Here is a 21,117-nt window from a genome sequence, read left to right as displayed (position 1 = left end):
TCGTTGCCTTGGTGAGCCGTTGCCTCACCAACTAGCTAATGCGCCGCGGGCCCATCTTGCAGTGTGAGGAACAAGTCCCCACTTTTACAAAAGAATCATGCGATTCTTTTGGTCATCCGGTATTAGCTCCGGTTTCCCGGGGTTATCCCAGTCTGCAAGGCAGGTTGCCCACGTGTTACTCACCCGTCCGCCGCTCGTTCCACAGGTATCACCCCGAAGGGATCTGCCTGCTTCCCGCGCTCGACTTGCATGTATTAGGCACGCCGCCAGCGTTCGTCCTGAGCCAGGATCAAACTCTCCATGAAAAGAGATTGATACAAGCTGTATCTTAAAAATAATTTGTTAAAGAAATTAACAGACGCTTGACTTTCATTCAATTTTCAAAGGACAACTTCTTTCGCTCTCAATTGGCGACATAATATATATTAACAATCACCTACGAATAAGTCAATATATTTTTTTGAAGTTTTTTTGGAGTTTTTTTGGACTTTTTTTGAAACCCCTTCGCTTTTCAGCGACAATAAATAATATAACATCCGTGACAGCAATACGCAATAGTTTAATCAAAAAAAATAAAATTAAATTTTGTTTGTTTTTTTATTTGTTTTTGCCACGGATTTTCTATTATAACTTCTTTAGTTTAAATGTCAACTACAATTTTAAATTTCTTTTTTAGATCCTACAAAGGGATTAAAAGATCTACGGCAACCAGCATTAATACTCCCGGGACGCCAAGTAATCCCGACACAGTTACTGTAAACGCGTTGATTGGCAGATGATAACCAACAGCACTTCCAAAGACATTAAGAAAGAATAAAGCTAATGCTCCTATAATCAAGCGAACAAACACTCCACCTGCCCATCTAAATGTCTTCGAACCTCCGCCTAGCAACAAAAATAAACAAACACCGATTCCTGCTATTGAAATATAAAGAATAGGATCCATCTTTCCTTCCCCCTATCATAAATTCTTTACCTTTCATATATATGTACAAGCTGATGATTTATCCTTAAATAGAAAAAAACTGCTTTCGGAATGTCCGAAGGAAGCAGTTTTACAGTACTTACTTTTTATGATCCCCATTTATTTCACGATAGCGGGCTTCTTTTAGCAAAAACATATATTTAGCTCTTTTCTTTTTTAAATCCGCCTGAATTTCCTGAGAAGGCTCCAAGCTGTTTTTAACGATATACTCGTAACGATCAAGATCCTGTTTTGCAGCATGAATCAATTGAACAAGTCGTTCATTTTCTGCTTTCCGTATAGTTTTTTTCCGAAACAGCATGCAAGTTCCCCCTCTAAAGTTCTCTTCTCCCCTCAATAGCTTTTGAGAGGGTTACTTCATCTGCATACTCTAAATCTCCCCCGATCGGAAGTCCATGCGCAATGCGGGTCACTTTAATACCAGTGGGTTTAATCAGCCGGGAAATGTACATAGCTGTCGCTTCCCCTTCAATCGTAGGGTTTGTCGCCACGATTACTTCTTGAATTTCGTCATTCTGCAGACGTTTAATTAACTCGGGAATTTTAATATCTTCCGGTCCAACACCATCCATTGGTGAAATAGCACCATGCAGCACATGATACAAGCCGGAATATTCCCGCATTTTTTCCATTGCTATGACATCTTTGGAATCCTGTACGACACAAACCACAGATTGGTCACGTTGTTTGTCTTCGCAAATTCTGCAAGGATCAATGTCGGTGATGTGATGGCATACAGAACAATACGTTAAGTCCCGTTTTGCACTTACTAGGGATTTAGCAAAATCTAATACGTCATCTTCTTTCATGTCAAGCACGTAAAAAGCCAGGCGGCTCGCCGTTTTTGGGCCAATACCCGGCAATTTCATAAAACCTTCTATTAATTTTGATATAGGCGTTGGATATTGCACCGCATCCTCCTCCTAGAACATTCCGGGGATATTCATTCCTTTAGTGAACTTACCTAAATCTTGTTCTGCCAGTTCATCTACTTTTTTCAATGCTTCATTCATTGCAGCAAGGATAAGGTCTTGCAGCATTTCCACATCATCTGGGTCTACTACATCTTCATCAATTTCAATGTCTACAATTCTTTTATCTCCGGCAGCTGTTACTTTCACTGCCCCGCCTCCTGCTGTTGCTTCTACAGTTTTTTCTTTTAATTCTTCCTGTGCTTTTTGCATTTGTTTTTGCATTTTTTGCATTTGCTTCATCATATTACCCATATTTTTCATTTTAAAGCCTCCAGTTTATAGTAATTAGTCTTCTTTAATCTCCACTAATTCAGGACCAACTAATTTAATGGCTTCATCAATCAGAGGATCATTTCCCTGCTTCTCTTCTGAAGAAGTTTCTTCTGATGTTTTCTGCTTCTTAAATCCTTCTTTCAACTTCTCCCACTGGGCGGATAGAATCGTCAAGGGCTGTAAAGCTTTCCCGCAAACACCTTCTAACGCATCCTGTACTAATGAACGAAATTTTGTATCCACCATATTTCGGTGCATTTCATTTTGAAAGGAAAGCAGTACTGTTGCTCCATCTGATACTACTGGTTTAGCGTCACTTAACCAGGCATAGGCAGGAACACTTTGCTGTTTTACCTGTTTCATCACGTCAGACCATTTACTAGTTACAAATTGAAGTTCTTGCTTTGTTGCATTATTAAGAACTTCCTTAATTTTACCTTCTCCTCCAAGACTAGTTGCTATCGTTTTAGAGGTTTGGGAACGCGCAGCCTTACTTTTTTGAATCGTTTCTGCTGGAGCAGTTTCTCTTTCAGGCTGCGGCGGGGCTTGCTGCCGCTTCTTTATTTCCTTCTCTAAATGAGAAATTTTTTCTTTTAGCGAATCTAATTCATTTGGTGCTGCAGCAGCTGTTCCATTGGAAGAGCTTTCTTTCGAATGGCATATATTAATAAGAGCCATTTCAAGAAAAATTTTAGGATGGCTCGCCCATTTCATTTCTTGATGATACTCGTTTAAACGATTAATTACATCATATATCCAAGGCATTTCCGTATTTTCAGCTAATTCCTTAAATGCTTCATCAACTGTAACTCGGTCCAATACTTCATCAAGACGAGGGGCGGTTTTATATAGAAGCATATCCCGGAAGTAGTATATCAAATCCTCCATAAACTGAAGCGGATCTTTTCCTTCCTGAATCAGCGTGTTTGCTGCCTCTACAGCAGATGCCGTGTCTTTTTCTTTTAAAGAGTGCACGACTTTTGTTAAAAATCTCTGTGACACAGTTCCCGTGATGGCTAACACATCATCTGAGGTCACCCTGTATTCTGAAAAAGAGATAGCTTGGTCAAGCAAGCTCAAGGCATCCCGCATACCGCCTTCTGCTGAACGAGCTAATAAATGTAACGCTTCTTCTTCGGCTTCCCATCCTTGCTCTTCCATAATATATTTCATTCTTGCAACTAAATCGTTTGTTGTAATTCTCTTGAAATCAAAACGCTGACAGCGGGAAATAATGGTCAACGGTATTTTGTGAGGTTCTGTTGTTGCCAAAATAAAAATGGCGTGCTTCGGCGGCTCTTCTAGTGTTTTTAATAAGGCGTTAAAAGCACCTGTGGAAAGCATATGAACTTCATCAATAATATATACTTTATAATGAATGTCCCTGGGAGCAGCCATTACATTGTCACGTATATATCTTATCTCATCTACTCCATTATTAGAAGCGGCATCAATTTCAATAACATCTACAACGGAACCATCTGCAATTCCCCGACACGCACGACATTCGTTACATGGCTCTTTAACAGGCGCCTGTTCACAATTTATAGCTTTAGCGATTATTTTAGCAGCACTTGTTTTCCCCGTTCCTCTTGGACCACTGAATAAGTATGCATGAGAGAACTTTTGCTGCTCTAAAGCATTTTGAATCGTCTTTGTAATATGTTCCTGTCCAACCACGTCTTGTAGAAACTGGGGCCGCCACACTCTGTAAAGCGCCTTGTAACTCACTCCCGGGACCTCCTTTCTTTACTTTTTCTAACTTTAATTATACTCGTTCACTTGTTACTTTTCAAAGTACAAAATGTCCGGCTTCATCAATTGAATCCAAGGAATGAACCCTTTACTTTTTATTATAATAGAACAAAAGCGCAAGCGCCCTGTTCAGCCTCGACAGGTAAATGTTCTCCAGTCACTAAAGACGCTCTTTGCCTTTAATGACTGGAGGTTATTTAACCCCGAGAGGCTGGGCGCTGAAGCTAGACGCGGATCAAACAATATGGAGATAGTATCCACAACTTGTAAAAACATAATTTCCTAAACAATAAAAAAACAGCTCCAATGGAGCCGCTCTGCATCATAATATGTATAAAGCCGTGCACCTTCTGTCGGCAATGCTTCCATGAGCGTTACCCGAGCAGTTAGCTCGGCCCAGGCTACTCTGCGGCACACAAAAGAGTCCGCTTACTGCTGCTTCCTTCCGGACCTGACAGGGTTCACGGGTTTTCGTTGCGCAGAACCCGGACGTCTACACCACTTACGCGGGGCAGACCTCACGGAAACAAAGCCTAAAGAAGGGATTCGGTCTCGCTATAGCGGATTGCGAGTACAGGGCACCGCTACCTCCCCACTTAGCACGGCAAATTTGATAACTTTTTCAGGCGCTTTTTAACAGCGCATTGTTCATTATATCTTTTATAGAAATAGAATGCAACAGTAGAATTTGTTTATACTAAATATATTGTTTCAACCTTCTTAAATAGACTAATGAATTTTCCCATTTACTTTTCACTATCAGCTGTTTGTGCTTCTTGTTCTTTTTTTTCAAGTTCAGCTATTTTTTCCATAATCACATGAGGCGGCGTATGGACGATATGCTCTATTGGCATATTCAGTTTTTCAGCCAATTTTTGAGCTGTTTCAGCAGAAAATTGATTTGGACGCACGCTTTCCCCTCCCGCTTTTAACATTACTGTATTCAATATACCATGGCCGAAGAAGGAATCCAATCGACCTTCTGTCGTTTTATTAATAATTGCACTTTTTTTGACGTATTTGCTTTTTGCTTTCACGAATTTGTCGAAAAAAAGAAGTTAACAGGTTTGTACATACCTCTTCCAATACCCCTCCAGTCACTTCCGCACGATGATTAAAACGATTTTCTTCTAGGAGGTTCATCAAGGTACCAGCGCAGCCTGCTTTCGGATCTGAGGCTCCAAACACTACATATGGAATTCTAGACTGAACAATGGCTCCCGCACACATGGGACACGGCTCCAGCGTGACATAAAGCGTGCATTCTTCCAAACGCCAGCTTCCTAAATATTCACATGTTTCTTGAATAGCTATCATCTCTGCATGAGCCGCTGACTGCTGCTTCGTTTCTCTTTGATTAAATCCAGAGCCGATCACGGTTCCTTCGTAAACAATAATACATCCAATCGGAACTTCACCCTTCTCTTGAGCTTTGTATGCCTCATCCACCGCCAGTTTCATCCATTTTTCATGTTGTAAAGCATCCTCCATGTTTGTCACCTCAAGATTAAAATATCTATACCTATTTGCTTTACCGCTTTAAAAACTTTGTCGTTAACAATAAAAACGAAATAGTAGTAATACTTAATACTACAACCATAAGATGCGCTTCACTCATCCTATTTGCTTGCACCGCATCATAAATAGCTATGGATAAGGTCTGTGTTTTACCAGGGATATTACCTGCTACCATTAGTGTCGCTCCAAATTCCCCTATTGCTCTCGCAAACCCTAATACCACTCCAGCAATCATCCCTTTATAAGAAAGAGGTACCATAATACGGATAAATATCTGCCATTTGGTTGCTCCGTCTAACTGAGCAGCCCCTAAAATGTTTGGGCTGATCGTTTCAAATGCAGCTTGCATCGGTCGGATAATTAATGGAAGTGCAGCAATGGCTGCAGCTATAACGGCCGCCTGCCATGTAAATAATACTGTTTCGCCAGCTGCCGCTTCAATCGTTTGACCAATCCAACTGTTGCTCCCAAGGAAAATCATTAAATAATACCCTAAAACAGTAGGTGGCAGCACTAATGGCAGCATCATCAATAAAGACAAAAGTTCCGTCCACTTGTTTTGATACAACGTAAACAGCCAGGCAAAGATAACACCAAAAATAAAGGAAATGCTCGTGGCAATAACGGCTACTTGCAAAGATAATAAAAGAGGAACTCCAATTACTTCTAACATTTATTCTTCCTCCGGCAGTGAGAAACCATAATTATTCATAATAGCTTGTCCCTCGTCTGAAAACATATAATCAATAAACCACTTCGCTTCTTCTTTTTGTCCACTTCTATTAGGAACACCTAATGCCTGTAAGAGAGGCTCATGATCTTCTGAGTGAATGGGCTCAAAAGAAAGAGAAGATTGCTTAGATAACGCCACAGCTACAATTCCGACCTCTACATTCCCCGATTCAACATATTGAAGGGTCTGCCGAATATTTTCTCCTATCACTAATTTTTCTTCCACCTCATCCCAAATGCCCCATGTTTTTAACGCTTCTTTGGCAGCCTTGCCGTAGGGTGCATGATCCGGATTGGCAATAGCTATTCTCTCAATATTCTTCTCCGTTAAGTCTTTAGGCGTTACCGTTTCATATGTACCGCTGTCATACATTAATCCAATTCTCCCTAAAGCATACCTTTCTTTGGTGTCTTTATCCATCACTCCGCTTTTAATAAGACGGTCTATGTACGATTCATGCGCTGCGGCAAATACGTCATAAGAAGAGGCGCCTTGTTCGATCTGCTGGGTAATCTGTCCTGTTGAACCAAAACTAAATGTTACTTCTATGCCTGTTTCCTCCTCGAATCCCTTTCCTAATTCTGTAAACGCATGGTATAAATCCGACGCAGCTGCCACATGTAATTCTTCTGCTGAACTGCTCTCATCATTTTGCTGTGCAGGAAAGGAGGAACAAGCAGACAAAAAAGATATAGTACCAAGTAACAGAGCACAATATCCTGCTTTCATCAATTTCACCTCTCCCTATCTTATAAAGTATCTTCCACCATTATATTGATTTTATATTATTCAATCCAATAAAAACCACAAAAAAAAGTAACTTTGCAAAAGAATGCGAAGTTACACTGGTTTCAATTATATTATTATGTTAAATGGTTTAATGAATATGGCGGAGGAGGGATTCGAACCCCCGAGGGCCGTGAAGCCCCTGGCGGTTTTCAAGACCGAAAAAATTCCCGTCAGACATGCAAAATGCGTGTATTACCGTCTATATCAACGTTTGCTTACCGCAAGGTACACGAAACTGTTCCGCTCCCTGCTCGGCGATTATTTGTACCGTCACCTTACCGCAATTTGGTAACGTAGTCAAGCGTTATTTAGAAATTTGCGTTTATTTGCAACGAAACGGACAACTACCGGCAAAACTAAAGTTAATTGCGCGTATAGGCGAATCTCTGCACGTCATTTATGTATATGGGACGTAGGCATAAAAAAAGAAACAACCCGTTATGCTAAGCGGATTGTTTTCGAGTAATCATAGTCTCGTGTAACTCACAATATAACCGTTATCAGGGTTAGTTTGTAGATGCTTAAAGTCATTACTTTCGTAAAAGTCTATAAGTTTAGGATTATCGGAATGTTCAACGCATACCACTCTTAACCTATAGTAAGATCGCGAAACTTATAATACTCGCCGTTATACTCTAGCGTCTCGCTGTTTTCGTTGAAGGCCCGGCGGTAGTAGTCGTATTCATCCACGCGGAAAATCGCCTCATCGTCTGCATAGCTTTCATTCATGTACTCGCTAGCGAATGACTTGGCGCCCATGTTAATTTTCCGGTGTAGTAAGTCGCGATATGTCCAGCGTTGCGGCCATGCTAGTCGCGCCGTCCATTCCGTTAAAATTTCCTTTGTTTCTTCCGCGTCATGCCCTAGCTCCGTTTTAAGATACGGTATCAGAACGTTACGCATAGCCTTCCACCGCGTACCCTTGCCCAGTAGTCCATCGCGTAGCAGCTTAACGGCTGTATTCCGTTTCTCGTCCGCTGTCTTGAATAAATCAAACTCCGTTATCTTAACGGCCTTGTCCGGCTCTGCTTCCTGGGCTTTTTCTTTTTCCGCTTCCGTTTGTTGTCTTGCTTCCCTCTCACTTCGTTCAATGACTGCCGCGTGTCGCTTTGCTCGTTCCAGTATCGCAAAAATAGCTGACATGTCCTGTATCTGCTCTACATAGAATAGGTAATCATGGGCGCCTGCACGTCGTAAACGGCAAAGGTTTCCTTATCGACAAAGCCGGCAAAGTTGCCCGTTTTCGAGTGAAACGTTAATGGCAATTTCCACGCTTGTCCGTTTGTGGACGTAGGGCGAAACTCGATAGCCTCACCGGTGAGCTTCGCTTGATCGCGAATATACCGGCCAATTAGCTCCCAGTCTGCAAACGTTAAGTGTTTCGCAGTGAATAGCTCGATATGATAGCCCTTCCCGCCGCTGTAACTGACGTGTATGTGTTCGTCCGGTATGCCTTCCGCCTGTAACGTTGCAATTAATTGCCGGGCATGTGTTTCCACCTGTTCCTCGCTGTCTACATCAAAGCCGAAATAACGGGCGTGTGTGCCATGCGCAAATATAGCAAGGGGCGATTCCCCGGAAAAGTGACGATATAAAGCCGCCTCATTTAATGGAAACTTTGACTCCTTTCTTATGCCGGCCGCCTTCGCCTCTTCATATTCCGCAAAGTATTGCCTCATTACGTACCGCATACCGCTTGCCTGCTGGAAGCCCTGTACCCATTTCGTAAAGTCGATGTTATACAGCCGTTTAATCTGTTCCTTTGATCGTTGCGGCAAGGTATTATAAGTTAGGCCGTTGTCGCGTTTGTATGCTGATAACGACGAATAGCCCATATTTTGGGCGTGCGCCTTTGTGAAACTCAAAAGAGGCTCGCCGGTTAACGGGCAGCGTACCGGTAAGCTATGAATATCATATACTTGCATTTACTCCCTCCTGACATCACATTTACATTTAATGGTAAAAAGTGTTCAAAATGATACAACATATGTTTATTTATTTTTTTTATTATTACGTGAAAAATTAACGCAATAGATGTGACTACTAGGCACGGAATGAAATGACGTGCGGCACTTAGTGCCCATATACTTAACGTCAATTAACGTACACATCGTCTTCTAGTAACGCATAGTACGTATCTAACGCAATAGAGAACATATCGTTATTCAAGCGTAATACTGCCTCGAACATATCTGTAAGGGCGTCATATTCTGCCTGTAAACGTTCATCTAGGCGGTTATAATATTGGGCGATAACAGACGACTGTTGACGTTCTTTGACCGTCCACAATACCCTGTCATAGCTCCGCCTTGCCCGCATAATGACGCTCGTTCCTTTTCCGGGCCTCATACGTCCTCTGTCTTCCAGTTTGACGATATACGCAAGCACATCCATACGCGCCCGGTTTAACGATGATCGCACCGCCTCCATGTCCGTTATTTCCACCTTGCTTGCCGGCAGATAGTCCGGCTTTATATTCAACTGGCGCGGCCCTTGTGCCGTCATTGTATAAAGTTGCGCGTTCATTTTATCGGCCTCCTAAAAAGAAAGTAGACGGTATCCCCCGTCTCATAAATTACATGACTTTTTCCCGGCCTTTATACGGCTGCTTTCGCCTGTTCGTGTAAAGTTTCGTAGGCTTCCTTAACTATTACGAATAGGTACGCATTGCCGCCTCTATCCGGGTGTACTATTTTCATAAGTTGGCGGTATTTCTGTTTGATGTCCTCCTGACTTGCGTCCGGTTTCAGTCCTAGCGCCTTGTAGTGCTGCTCGTTTCCTACTCCGGCGTTTGATCGGCCTTCCTTTGCGTCTCTGAAAAAGTCGTCCGCCTCCTTTTGCGCTGCCTTCACTTCCTTTTCAATTTCATTGAAACGCATTTCAGTTCTTTGTTTAACTCTTCGTCAGTTTCCGGCGGATTATTAAATAACTCGTCTAGCCCATGCGCAACCTTGTCCAGCCTTTGCGATACTTCCCGGTTAATCATGACATAGGCGGTCTTTTGCAGCCGGCCTACTTCCTTCGCAATAAAGATGAACATATCGAAATTATCCTCGCTAATTCCCTTAACGTATTTTCCGATTAAGTCGCTAAACTCCAATAAGCCGCCCGCCTGGTACTTCTCCGCCCATTCGTTAAGACAGCGCTCTTGCTCCGTGTGAGAAAGCACCGCAAACATTTTTAATTCCTTAACGGTCATGTCGTCTACTTGCGCCCACAAAGACGGTTTAACACGTTTGACAGCCTCGGCCATTGGAAGCTCCGTAACTCGTCGCGCCTGCTTGTCCGGTTGTGCTTGCATAGGCTTGTCCGGCTGTTTCTCCGCCTTCACTACCGCTTCCAGTTCGCGCGTTGTCATATCATGCACCGTTTTCTCTTCGCCTGTTTCCGGTATGACGTGCGGCTGCTCGATAAACTCCGCCCGGTCTACCTCCGCCGGTAACGTCAGCATCTTGTAAATTTTGGACGGGGACAAACCCGTAACCGTTGCCGCATTTCCAAACTGTTCTGCCGCCTGCATCATCCGTTGTGCTTGCGTGGCTTTATTCCGACCTTATCCAGCCATTCCGTAAATTTTAAGTCCTCTTCCTTAACCTTGCGCAAACGTTTCCCTATTTCAATGATTGCCTCGCCTATTAGTTCCTGATATTGCTTGATTTCCGTTTCTATCGTGTTAAGTGTCGTCGTGCTGGCTTCTGCTTGCGTCCAAAATCGACCGGCTCAAATGCCATGTGATCGCCTCCCCGTTTGGTTAAAAAAGTCCCCAATATCATATACACCGATTTTTCAAAAATGGCATGGGCAGTAACGAAATTTCCTACTATTCTACTATGCGTATATACTTGTCCATTTCGCACGGCAAATTTCAATCCTATACTTTGTATAACGTTTTCTAACGCAAAAAAATTAGGGGGCTGATCTGAAAAAATTCCCTCTACTTCTTAATATAGAAATTGCTTCGTAAAAAAGGACATTTTTGCGTAAATTTATTCCAAAAATTTTTTCGGTTTTATTTAAACAACCGTCCGGTAACTTTACCGGCTCCTCTTCTTGTGATCCTCTTACCTACGGTGCCGCGTTTGACCGCGTTTACATCGCCTAATATCCGAGAAATCTCATACAATATTCGACGTATTTTGTTAATCGTCACGGTATCCCCTCCCGTTATTTATGTCCGTGTGACGGTCCCAGACGTAGACTTATCGGCGTTCAAGTACGCCCGGGCAAACTTCATCGGAGTATTTCGTACTACTTTTATATTTGTTCTCCTAGGTTCGCTTCAATTAACGCTAATAATTCCACGGCTTCGAACGTGTCGATATTTTCTATTAAGTCCCGGATTTCTTCGTTATATTCCAATTCGATCGACGCATCTCCTATTTCGAGAGACGCTTGGTCAGGCGGAGCCCCTTTATCGCTGTACGTTAGAACTTGAACGCCTTTCATAATCGGATAATACCGTATTTCGATGTACTTATCATTTTCTACATGTAAATGTTTGATTTCTTCTGGAATTAAATTAGGTGTGGTAGTAGTAGCAATTGCGGTACTCATTTTACATCAGCCTTTCCTTTTAAAATTGGATTACGAAACTTGTCGAGCATAGCCCAGATTTCCTCATCGTCTTCTCGTCTTTGCAAAATCTGATAACGCAAATACGAGCATGGCCGCCTCCTCGTATTTCATGACTGTTATAATATTGCGATTAGTAGAATCATTTGTAACTTTGATATGACCGCCCCCATTTATTTATACTATATACTAATAAACGCCTAAAAGTATAATAAGAGTAAAAAATAAAACTGCCGGTCTTTTATTCGTTTATACGTTTAAAAGTATAATTTCATCTTACATCACATATATCGGCTGGTCAACTATATTCTTTAATCTTTTTAAAAATATTTTCTTAAACGTTTAAGCGTATGATATACTGACATTAGGTAAACAAGGAGTGATTCGAATAATGACAAAAAATAAGTCAGCAAAAACAGGAAAGGCGGCCGTTGACGAGTTATTCACGGAAACAGAGGCGGACAATGAGCCGGATCCGGTGCGCCTCGTCATCCATTTAAAGCAACGTATGAAAGAACGTAATTTGACACAAACACAACTCGCGGAAATGTCAGGCGTGAGACAGGCGACTATTTCCCAGCTATCGCGGGGTCATGTCGAAAAGATACACGTTCCTACGCTTGAAAAGATCGCGGCAGCTATGCACATAACGGATATATCGCAACTAATAACGTTTGAAGTAGAAAGCGAAATAATGGGGCCGTCTAATCCGTTTGATATAGAGACAGAGTAACGAGGTAGACCAAAAAGTTGCTACCTCGTTATTTAATTTTATTTAGTTAAGATGAACAGTACATACTGCCTAATACTATCCTTTTTGTAGTTTGTCTATAAATTTTATTAAATCATTTTTCCAGTATTTTTGAAACTCAGAAGAAAAACCATCATTTATCGGGTTTATCGAAATTTCACAACCATCCTTAAGAGTTAAATAAGCTCCCTCAATACGGTCTTCATCATTATTAAACAACCGGGTATAATTATAAGTAATCTCAATTTTAGCAATTCTTTCTCTAGGAATAATTTGTTTTTTTAATCTTATAGGTCTAGTGACACTTGAGTGAACTCTATCTTCTTCTTGATAGGAAAAAATTAGAATATTGTTATCTTTAATAGCTATCACTTTATGTTTGTTGTCTTCATTAAATTCTAGACTTGTTACCTCCTCCTCGTTTTCTTTCAACTCTTTTTCTATTATTTGTATAAATGTCTTATCATAGCAACTAGCAGTATTAGATAACCTTTGAACGATATCAAGTTCCATATAATCCTCTCCCATTCGTTACTTTTTTACTAATATACTATATTTTTCCATTTCAGGGCAATAAAAAGACGAGCTTATGCCCGTCTTTCAAGGATTATGTTATTCATCGAGTTTTAAGACGGTATCAATCAATTTTAAAAGAAAGTTACCGCCCGCAAAAAGGAGTACCAATACTTCGAACGCTCCCATAAACTCCCCGCCCTTCCTTGTAACATTAGGCAAAGTTCCGACCTCGCACCTAATGTTAAAGGAGAGCGCATAACCATTTTACCATTAACGTTATCATATTTCTATTGCCTCGTATGCGTCGTCAATTTCGTCCTGGGTAATGCCGATATATTGCAAAGTAATAGCAGGGCTGGAATGGTTAAGCATCGCCTGTATACGTGTAATATCAACGCCGTTTTCGTGGAGAATCCAGCCGTGTGTCTTCCGCAAAGTGTGTGTACCTATTCCACCTATCTTATCGGCAATTCCCGCTCTTTCAGCCGCCGCATTAAGGATACGGTACGCTTGTACTCGGCTAATCGGCCTATTATCACCTTTTGCGCTACGAAATAAATACTCGTCATCGCGGACACCTTTTAATTGCGCAACCTCTTTACGAATAGTCGCGTTTAATTTGATACGGCGTTTCTTGTCGGTCTTTCCTTCGTTAATAATGAGCGTATCTTTCCCGCGTAAATCTCCGACCTTTAACGTTAATAGATCGGATATACGCATGCCTAGTGATACGCCCACCGTAAATAGTAACCTATTCCGGCCATGTAATGCGGACTTCATTTTATTGCGGTCACGTTTCGACTTGATCGCGTTCACTTCATTCGGCATAGTAACGCCTCCCTGCGTAATATGTAACGTTCTATTACGTTTTGTTACATTTTATATTAGCGCAAATAGGTCGGGTGTGCAAGAAAAATTTTCCGGGGCGGTAATTTCCGACCCCTGCGTTTATTCTCACCGCGCGGTTTTTGTAAAGCGCAATCTCACCGCATATCCGGGTATAGGCTTTGGGGGGTTTGGCCTTCCCCGCTGGCTGCCGTACCTTTCCGCCTGTTCGCGTTCTTTTTCGATGAATAAAACATTCATTTTTACGCATTAAAGATGTAACGTTCTTGGCTTTTGTTACGTCTCAACACCGCAAATAATCTCTATGTATCAACGGTTACAGTCGTTATTAATACGCAGGGTAGGGCCGGTTATTTTATGCACGCTGTATACCGCGGTAAATCAACGCTCCCTTTTCGGTGTGATCGGCGCAATATTGCATAGAATCGTGCATATTATGACGTAACTGACCGAAGCCTGACCCCCGCTTTTTTCGGACGGTCTTTAAGTGCGCCCCTTCTCGCAGACGTAAACGGACTGCCCCACGTACCTATGCGCCCCTGTCCAGCGCTCACCTACCGGCCTGCTCCGCCTGCTTACCGCCTAACTACCCGTTGCCTATTACGCAACAATAACGGTTAAATCGGATTGTTTGCGCCCATTCATCCGCCCCGCCCGGCCTTCCGTTTACCTGCCGCCATATAATAACGCTCAACACTGCCCCAATAGCTTGCGCCTAGCCTAGTCTAGTACGTACAGTACCGATAGTACAGCAGTATAGACGGTCATTACGGTATAGTCGGATAGTACGTAAGTATAGTCGTTATAAGCGTTAGTAACGGTATTCTATTCCACGTAATAATAAAAAAAATATAAATACATATGTTGTATCATTTTGGGCCGTTTTTTCCAGTTAATTGGAAATCCGTTACCTATTCCGCTTCCAGCCCGGCAAGCCCGATAATTTCCGTCTCATACATACGGTCATACATTTGCGATAACACTCCGTTATAGTATCCCGGTATATTCCGTATCTTACGCCTCTTTGTCGCCTGGAACGTAACAGACAGCGCACGACAGGCCGTATCTAATAGATCCGCCTCTTCATATCCGCCTAGCTTTAAGTATTTCGTTTGCGCAAGATACCGCCATATAACCGGCTTATTGTGCGTTGTTTAGCGTCAATAAACTGTCTGATCGCCTTTTTAAAACGACTATATGGGCGGCTAGACGAATCGCAAGATGTATTATTTATAATATCTTTATTGGTATCAGCTTCACTAGGTACAGCTTCCCCGCCTGTTTCCGCCTGCTGATCGTTTGGTATGTCGGTATCCTCTGCCTCTTTGCGATGGTTTAACCGCGACGGGTCAGACGATAGGTCAGCCGGCTTTATAACGATGACATTATGTCCATATCCGCCCTTTACCTCGCCTTTGGTACGCGTTGTCCGGTAAACGTCAACAATGCCGCATTTCTTTAACGTTCTCATGGCACGTTTAACAGTCGCATAAGATACGCTGCAAGCCTCCGCTATATTGTCATATTTTATGAACGCAACGCCTCTGTACTTGGCCGCGTCATTCTTGATTAACTTAAATACCGCAATGGCTGACTTACTCAATTCGTGGCTGTGGGCGTATAGGTGCGCTTGTATCGCCTCGTTAAGCTGATCGACGGTTTTAAAAGGTGATAGCTTGCGGTAGTCTTCCGGCGTGGCGTTGCTTAACTTGTTGATTAACATGTTTATTCACTCCCGGTATTGGAGCGCCTAAAACACGAACATGCATTCGGTTAAAAGGGCATACGTGCAGAATTTGCTTTTTGCTCTTTTTTCGATATACTCGAAATGACTAGTAACGAGTGTGTATGACTCCTTTGTGTGTTCGTACGCGCTCCTTTTTATTTTTTATAAGAACGAAATTGGGCTATGTTTATCGTGCTGGTTTATAACGTCGTCATCGGTCATTTGTACATACTTGCGCGTGGTCGAAATATCCGCGTGTCCCAACATGCGCTGAATAGTGAACACGTCCATACCGTTTAACGACGCAAACTTAGCAAAGCAATGCCGGAGGACGTGCGGCGTGACTCGCTTTTCAATGCCGGCCTTTTTTGCGTATTTTGTCAGAACCTTCTGTATCGTTTTCTCATTCACCGGCTCGCCGTAATTAGTTGTAAATACGGCCTCGGTATCGAAATTAAGTTGCGTTTCTTCTATCAGTTGCGCTAGTAGGTTAGCCGTTTTGTTCGATATAGGCATAACGCGGCTTTTTCAGTTTTTGTTATAGACAGCCGGCAGTATGATGCGCTTGGCAGCTAAGTCCACGTCATGTACTTTAAGAGAACATATTTCGTTTATCCTCATGCCGGTATCCAGCATAAGCGTAATAACGTTATAATCCCGGAATTGCGCAAAGTAACGCTGATCGGGTGCTTTTAGTAGCCGTTTTATCTCGTCTTTCGTTAAGGGCTGTACGGTGTCGTCATCCGTCCTCATTAGCGACAGATTGGCCGTAGGATTGCTTTTTATAACGCCTTCCTTGTACAACGTCCTAAAGAACGCCCGAAGCAATCTGATGCGTACATTGACGCTTACAGGTGATAGGCCTCGTTTACCTTTGTTCATGCGCTCTCTGAATGGGTGGCCGCCGTAGTACTCTTTTTCTTTCGAACACCAAACGACGTACTCACTCAATAGGTCAATGTCGATTTGATCGACTGGCAGGTCTTTGCCGTAATTCTCGTCTACCCATTCGCGAAAATAGCCCATGTATACCTCATAGTCCTTTAATGTCCGCGGCTTCAAATTGTTCGCTCGCTTAACGCTCATGACAAACTTAAAAGCGTCGTCTAACGTATGCACAGCTCTTTTTCTCGCAACAGGCTGCCGCATGGTTATAGTCTTGCGCCCTGTTCGTTTATCCGGGAATTTAGACACGAAAAAACCCCCCTAGATTACGCCTAGAGGGGCGGATTGAATCGTATATGTATTGCGGTAATGTGCCGCTGAATGTCGGTAACTGATTGCTCAAAATGCGAAACGAATTTTTAATTGCGGGCAATGTACGCTAGCTGTTTTCGCCCTAAACCGTTTAGCACTTTTCGCTCATATCTCGCTATTGCTTACCGTTAATGAAACCTGTAAGTAGCGTCAAATCAACGATTAAGTAATATGGCGGAGGAGGAGGGATTCGAACCCCCGCGGGCCGTGAAGCCCCTGGCGGTTTTCAAGACCGCTCCCTTCAGCCAGACTTGGGTACTCCTCCGTGTGAAATATGTATTTTTTTGCTGACAAAGAATATACTAGCACAAAGCTAAAAACGAAGCAAGCATATTTCCAAAAAAAATTTGAATAGATGTTCTAATCGGGTTAAATTTCTAATGGCAAAGCCTTCTTTATTAAAATCATCCTGTAGAAACGGCGGACCACTTATGTTTTTCCATACTGAGAATACTGACACCATTTTAACACTGTATACAGGATAGAGGGAACTGCACTCCTTGCTATTAGAGGCAGCTCCCTCCATTGATTGTAATACTCCTTACCGCTTACTGCTTTTGGGGTCAAAGGCATCACGAAGGCCGTCACCAATAAAATTAATTGCAAGCACAGTTAATAATATAGCCATACCCGGCGGAACCCAGGCCTCGGGAGCTCCTGTCAGCACCCTCATACTTCTAGCCTCATTTACCATATTTCCCCAAGTAGGGGTTGGCTGCGGAATTCCGAAACCAACAAAGCTAAGGGCAGATTCAAGAATGATCATGGTCGCCATCATAATTGTTGCGTTCACTATAATAGGGCCAATAGCATTTGGTAAAAAGTGTTTAGTAATAATACGCCAATCAGAACATCCTACCGACCGTGCGCTTAAAATAAATTCCTTTTCCCTTAATGATAAAAATGTGCCTCGTAAAATCCTTGTGATATTCGGCCAATTAGTTGCCGCAATAACTATAACAAATAAAGTGATGGTTATATCTTGAATAATCGCAATAACAGTTAAAACAAATAAAAGAAATGGCAGCGTTAAAACAACATCGGCAGCACGCATAATAATACCGTCAACAATGCCGCCATAATACCCGGCAAGCGATCCTAAAATTACCCCTACAACAATGATACAGATCATTGACATAAATCCAATGATAAGCGTAACCCGAGAACCATAAACAAGCCGCGCAAAATTATCTCTTCCTGAACTATCTGTGCCCAGCCAGTTTTCAGCATTAGGCTCAGCCATCACATTTAACAAATCTGATTTAGTAGGATCATGGGTGGTTAAAAAAGGTGCAAAAATTGCAATTAATGTAAAAAACAAAAGAATAATAATTCCTGCTATAGCAAGTTTATTTTTAATAAATCGTTTCATGGCCAGCTTGAAGGGGCTGTGTCCCTTTTGTAGTTTAGCAGGAGCTGCTGTCTGTATCGTTTCCATAACCTTCCCCCCTTAATCGTATCTAATTCTCGGATCTACCACGGCATAAAATATATCAGCCAATAGATTCCCAATTAAAATGGTTACCGAGAGAATTAGGTTTATCCCCATGATGACGGGGTAATCCCGGTTGACGATTGATTCTAGAAACAAAGTACCGAGACCAGGGTAATTGAATACAGCTTCTGTTATGACCGCTCCGCTTAATAGCATCCCAAACTCAAATCCAAGCAAAGTAATAATTGGAATAAGGGCATTACGAAGCGTATGCTTGTATAATACACTTCTATCTCCCATTCCTTTAGCTTTTGCCGTTCGAATAAAATCGCTTCCCATCACATCAAGCATTTCACTCCGCATGTACCTCATATAAATAGCTGTGCTGGCTAATCCGAGCGTGATCCCCGGTAAAATCAGATGTCTTATTTTATCGATAAAATACTCAAAACCGCTTAATCCAACATTTGAAATAGATCCTTGTGATGGAAACCACCCCAGCTGAAATGCAAAAAGATAAATAAGCAATAAACCAGCAAAAAAGTTAGGAGTAGCAAGCCCTAAAAAAGCAAATGTGGTGGTGCCATAGTCTAAAAGAGAATAAGGCTTTCTAGCAGAGTAAATACCAATAGGCAAAGCAACTATTATAGTAATAAATAAAGAAAAAACAGATAAGTATATAGTGTTGTCTATTCTAGACATAATCAGCCCTTCAACCGTGCGGCCATTATAGTTAATAGAGTCTCCTAATTCACCTTTAGCCACCGAACCGAGCCAATTTAAGTATTGAATATGAAGTGGATCATTTAACCCTAATGCTTCTCTTCGTTGTTCAAACACTTCGGCGTCCACCGTCGGATCTATATTTTCGCCTGTCAGTGGATCACCTGGGGCGAAATAGGCAAGCATGAATACAATGAAGGAAACAGCAATTAACATAGGGATAAAAAGTAGGATCCTGCGTATGACATATTTATACATGTTTTCTTCTCCTCCTACTTTCCTGAAAAGGTATCAAAAACATATTGGACTTAGAAAAATTTCAATCAGAGACTAAAATTTTCCTAAATCCATATAGTTCAGGGGCGGATGGCATGGTGCTTCCGAAACGCTCCTGGCAATTCCACATTCATTTTATTCTTGTTCCAACCACCATTCGTGAGAATCATCCACTATGGTATGAGGTTTTTTCGTAATGCCATGCAAACTGCTGTTGTGTGCAAACACATGATTTTCAGAATAAAGCGGAATCTCTGGAAGCTCTTCTGAGAATAACTCTGCCCATTCAGAGTATTTTTCTTTACGGTAATCTAATTCAAAAGCTTCCGGTGCCTGCATTGCTTCTTGGATAAGCTGGTCGCTTTCTTCATTATCCCAGCGCAAATAGTTATATGCCGATTCAGAACCGTGAATGCCGTTAGGATCTGGATCTCCAGAAGCAAGACTCCATCCTGCCAGATACATGTCCCAATCTGTATCATTTTTTTCTAATTCTTCAAAGTGTGCAGCAGCTTCCCGTGGATTTCGAAGATCTACTTTCAACCCTACTGCTTCAAGATTCTCTTGAATGACCGGCGCACTTCGCTCCCGTACTTTATTTCCAGTTGGATAATCAAGATTTAATACAAACTCTTCTCCATCTGGATTCTCACGGAATCCATCTCCATTTGTATCTTCATAACCTGCTTCATCTAAGAGTTCATTTGCTTTTTCTTCACTATACTCATATTGATGGACCGCATCCGGATCAAATGCCCAGGACGCTTCCGGGAATGGCGCGTTCAATACTTCACCGCTGCCATAAAGCAATCCTTCAATAATTCCTTCACGATTTATAGCATGAGCAATTGCCTGACGAAGTTGTTTATCCTGTACTTTTTCATTTGGTTCCCATGTATCTGTATCAGTGACGGAGTCATTAGGTCCTCTATTATGTCTAAAACCAAGGAGTTGATAACCTAGATCCTGCTGTTCAAACATCGTAATGTGATCCATCTGCTCTACTGTTTCGATGTCAGCTTTTGGCACCCCGCCTGGATCTTTTACCAAATCAAGTTCACCGTTTTCAAACATTCCTGTCATTATTTCCTGGTCAATAACCTGCCATTGTATTCCATCTAAGTGAGGTTCCCCTTTCCAATAATCTTCATGTTTCTCTAAAACATACTGTTCCCCCTCTTGCATATCAGTAAGCTGGAAGGGCCCTGTGCCAACCACTTCACCCGCATTAATAGAAGCAGAATTCTCAGGCATATCTTCTACAGCTACATCAGCAAAAACATGTTCTGGAATAATCGGAAAACTAGTGTTATAAAGAGCTGTCACATTAGGTTCTTCAAAGGTAAACGTCACGGTATAATCATCTTCTGATTGTACACCTTCTAGTTCATCTGCTTCCCCGGCAGCGTATTCTTCATAACCAACAAGTTTATTAACATAATCAGTTCGCACTCCTCCAGAATTTACGTATTCCGGGTCAGCAATTGATGTAAAGGTGAATACTACATCGTCCGCCGTAAACTCTTCTCCATCATGCCAGGTAACGCCTTCTTCAAGGAAATAAGTAAGTTCAGTTTGATCGTCATTGAACTCCCAATCATGAGCTAATTCTGGAATAAACTCCAGATTCTCATCCTGAGCAACTAAGGATTCATGTGTAAAATCTAGAATATTCGCTTCATATGCATCTTCATAGAATATAGGATTAAACTGTCCGCCTGGTGCAGAATACATGGCAGCTGTAATCATACCTCCATCTTGTGGTTCCCCGGCTGACTCTTCTCCTTCTTCCGTTACGTCTTCCCCTTCAGCAGTGTCTGTCTCCTCGCCTTCTGTCGGTTCATCTCCGCCGCTGCAAGCAGCAAGAATAAACCCGAAGGAAAGAAGTACCATTAAGAAAAACAGAAAACTTTTCTTCTTCACTTTTTGTTCCCCCCTAAATATTTTGGAATCGTTTTAAACGCAGCAACCAACTACAAAGCTGGCTT

The 21,117-nt window shown here is 42.1% G+C and carries 23 protein-coding genes, 1 tRNA gene, 1 rRNA gene, 1 other RNA gene and 1 pseudogene; 1 reads left to right on the top strand and 26 read right to left on the bottom strand.

What is annotated here, in order from left to right:
• From ACE1TI_RS07525 to ACE1TI_RS07440, 18 genes are all read right to left on the bottom strand, one after another.
• A 16S ribosomal RNA gene (locus ACE1TI_RS07525) occupies window positions 1-305 on the bottom strand; the annotation flags it as partial.
• Window positions 306-679: 374 nt separating this feature from the next.
• Window positions 680-946: a pro-sigmaK processing inhibitor BofA family protein gene (locus ACE1TI_RS07520; RefSeq protein ID WP_375006961.1), complete on the bottom strand. Its 267-nt coding sequence runs from the start codon at window positions 944-946 to the stop codon at window positions 680-682.
• Window positions 947-1,064: 118 nt separating this feature from the next.
• Window positions 1,065-1,286: a YaaL family protein gene (locus tag ACE1TI_RS07515; RefSeq protein ID WP_375006960.1), complete on the bottom strand. Its 222-nt coding sequence runs from the start codon at window positions 1,284-1,286 to the stop codon at window positions 1,065-1,067.
• Window positions 1,287-1,299: 13 nt separating this feature from the next.
• Complete coding sequence (gene recR, locus ACE1TI_RS07510; RefSeq protein ID WP_375006959.1) at window positions 1,300-1,896, bottom strand: recombination mediator RecR; 597 nt, start codon at window positions 1,894-1,896, stop codon at window positions 1,300-1,302.
• Between the two features lie 12 nt (window positions 1,897-1,908).
• A complete protein-coding gene (locus ACE1TI_RS07505) occupies window positions 1,909-2,220 on the bottom strand; it encodes a YbaB/EbfC family nucleoid-associated protein (RefSeq protein WP_375006958.1) in 312 nt (103 codons plus the stop codon).
• Between the two features lie 24 nt (window positions 2,221-2,244).
• Window positions 2,245-3,963 carry a DNA polymerase III subunit gamma/tau gene (dnaX, locus tag ACE1TI_RS07500; RefSeq protein WP_375006957.1) on the bottom strand — a complete coding sequence of 573 codons (1,719 nt, stop codon included), beginning with the start codon at window positions 3,961-3,963 and terminating at the stop codon, window positions 2,245-2,247.
• A gap of 363 nt (window positions 3,964-4,326) precedes the next feature.
• Window positions 4,327-4,592: signal recognition particle sRNA large type (ffs, locus tag ACE1TI_RS07495), an RNA gene on the bottom strand.
• Window positions 4,593-4,733: 141 nt separating this feature from the next.
• The gene (locus tag ACE1TI_RS07490) at window positions 4,734-4,898 is read right to left on the bottom strand and encodes a YycC family protein (protein WP_375006956.1); all 165 of its coding nucleotides are present in this window, start codon (window positions 4,896-4,898) and stop codon (window positions 4,734-4,736) included.
• 82 nt (window positions 4,899-4,980) lie between these two features.
• Window positions 4,981-5,478 carry a tRNA adenosine(34) deaminase TadA gene (gene tadA / locus ACE1TI_RS07485; protein ID WP_375006955.1) on the bottom strand — a complete coding sequence of 166 codons (498 nt, stop codon included), beginning with the start codon at window positions 5,476-5,478 and terminating at the stop codon, window positions 4,981-4,983.
• 40 nt (window positions 5,479-5,518) lie between these two features.
• On the bottom strand, window positions 5,519-6,178 hold the full coding sequence (gene modB, locus ACE1TI_RS07480; RefSeq protein ID WP_375006954.1) for a molybdate ABC transporter permease subunit: 660 nt from the start codon (window positions 6,176-6,178) through the stop codon (window positions 5,519-5,521).
• Complete coding sequence (modA, locus tag ACE1TI_RS07475) at window positions 6,179-6,967, bottom strand: molybdate ABC transporter substrate-binding protein (RefSeq protein ID WP_375006974.1); 789 nt, start codon at window positions 6,965-6,967, stop codon at window positions 6,179-6,181. It abuts the gene before it with no gap.
• A 648-nt stretch (window positions 6,968-7,615) separates the two neighbouring features.
• Window positions 7,616-8,170, bottom strand: a complete 555-nt coding sequence (locus ACE1TI_RS07470; RefSeq protein ID WP_375006953.1) for a hypothetical protein — start codon at window positions 8,168-8,170, stop codon at window positions 7,616-7,618.
• Between the two features lie 14 nt (window positions 8,171-8,184).
• Window positions 8,185-8,952: a TOTE conflict system archaeo-eukaryotic primase domain-containing protein gene (locus tag ACE1TI_RS07465; protein ID WP_375006952.1), complete on the bottom strand. Its 768-nt coding sequence runs from the start codon at window positions 8,950-8,952 to the stop codon at window positions 8,185-8,187.
• Window positions 8,953-9,121: 169 nt separating this feature from the next.
• The gene (locus ACE1TI_RS07460) at window positions 9,122-9,553 is read right to left on the bottom strand and encodes a hypothetical protein (protein ID WP_375006951.1); all 432 of its coding nucleotides are present in this window, start codon (window positions 9,551-9,553) and stop codon (window positions 9,122-9,124) included.
• A gap of 71 nt (window positions 9,554-9,624) precedes the next feature.
• A complete protein-coding gene (locus ACE1TI_RS07455; protein WP_375006950.1) occupies window positions 9,625-9,906 on the bottom strand; it encodes a J domain-containing protein in 282 nt (93 codons plus the stop codon).
• Entirely contained in the window at window positions 9,876-10,550 is a 675-nt protein-coding gene (locus ACE1TI_RS07450; protein ID WP_375006949.1) for a hypothetical protein, read from the bottom strand. Before ACE1TI_RS07450 ends, ACE1TI_RS07455 begins: the two co-directional genes overlap by 31 nt.
• Window positions 10,551-11,036: 486 nt before the next feature.
• A complete protein-coding gene (locus ACE1TI_RS07445; RefSeq protein WP_375006948.1) occupies window positions 11,037-11,177 on the bottom strand; it encodes a hypothetical protein in 141 nt (46 codons plus the stop codon).
• 104 nt (window positions 11,178-11,281) lie between these two features.
• Window positions 11,282-11,581: a hypothetical protein gene (locus ACE1TI_RS07440; protein ID WP_375006947.1), complete on the bottom strand. Its 300-nt coding sequence runs from the start codon at window positions 11,579-11,581 to the stop codon at window positions 11,282-11,284.
• A gap of 397 nt (window positions 11,582-11,978) precedes the next feature.
• On the opposite strand from ACE1TI_RS07440, the gene ACE1TI_RS07435 reads away from it, so the two are divergent.
• Window positions 11,979-12,332, top strand: a complete 354-nt coding sequence (locus ACE1TI_RS07435) for a helix-turn-helix domain-containing protein (RefSeq protein ID WP_375006946.1) — start codon at window positions 11,979-11,981, stop codon at window positions 12,330-12,332.
• 75 nt (window positions 12,333-12,407) lie between these two features.
• Here ACE1TI_RS07435 and ACE1TI_RS07430 read toward each other — a convergent pair whose 3' ends face one another.
• From ACE1TI_RS07430 to ACE1TI_RS07395, 8 genes and pseudogenes are all read right to left on the bottom strand, one after another.
• Window positions 12,408-12,863 carry a hypothetical protein gene (locus tag ACE1TI_RS07430; RefSeq protein WP_375006945.1) on the bottom strand — a complete coding sequence of 152 codons (456 nt, stop codon included), beginning with the start codon at window positions 12,861-12,863 and terminating at the stop codon, window positions 12,408-12,410.
• A gap of 282 nt (window positions 12,864-13,145) precedes the next feature.
• Window positions 13,146-13,694 carry a tyrosine-type recombinase/integrase gene (locus ACE1TI_RS07425; RefSeq protein WP_375006944.1) on the bottom strand — a complete coding sequence of 183 codons (549 nt, stop codon included), beginning with the start codon at window positions 13,692-13,694 and terminating at the stop codon, window positions 13,146-13,148.
• A 1,117-nt stretch (window positions 13,695-14,811) separates the two neighbouring features.
• Window positions 14,812-15,435: a helix-turn-helix domain-containing protein gene (locus ACE1TI_RS07420; RefSeq protein ID WP_375006943.1), complete on the bottom strand. Its 624-nt coding sequence runs from the start codon at window positions 15,433-15,435 to the stop codon at window positions 14,812-14,814.
• Between the two features lie 165 nt (window positions 15,436-15,600).
• Window positions 15,601-16,524 (bottom strand): annotated as a pseudogene (locus ACE1TI_RS07415) (tyrosine-type recombinase/integrase).
• 343 nt (window positions 16,525-16,867) lie between these two features.
• A tRNA-Ser gene (locus ACE1TI_RS07410) sits at window positions 16,868-16,960 on the bottom strand.
• A gap of 276 nt (window positions 16,961-17,236) precedes the next feature.
• Complete coding sequence (gene opp4C / locus ACE1TI_RS07405; protein ID WP_375006942.1) at window positions 17,237-18,133, bottom strand: oligopeptide ABC transporter permease; 897 nt, start codon at window positions 18,131-18,133, stop codon at window positions 17,237-17,239.
• A 12-nt stretch (window positions 18,134-18,145) separates the two neighbouring features.
• The gene (locus ACE1TI_RS07400; RefSeq protein WP_375006941.1) at window positions 18,146-19,111 is read right to left on the bottom strand and encodes an ABC transporter permease; all 966 of its coding nucleotides are present in this window, start codon (window positions 19,109-19,111) and stop codon (window positions 18,146-18,148) included.
• A 153-nt stretch (window positions 19,112-19,264) separates the two neighbouring features.
• Window positions 19,265-21,052, bottom strand: a complete 1,788-nt coding sequence (locus ACE1TI_RS07395) for a peptide-binding protein (RefSeq protein ID WP_375006940.1) — start codon at window positions 21,050-21,052, stop codon at window positions 19,265-19,267.
• Between the last annotated feature and the right edge of the window lie 65 nt (window positions 21,053-21,117).

It is taken from the genome of Alteribacillus sp. JSM 102045, from assembly GCF_041949975.1.
Lineage (GTDB): Bacteria > Bacillota > Bacilli > Bacillales > Marinococcaceae > Alteribacillus.
The sequence above is the reverse complement of the archived record's forward strand: the minus strand, read 5'-3'. Positions and strand labels throughout refer to the sequence as shown.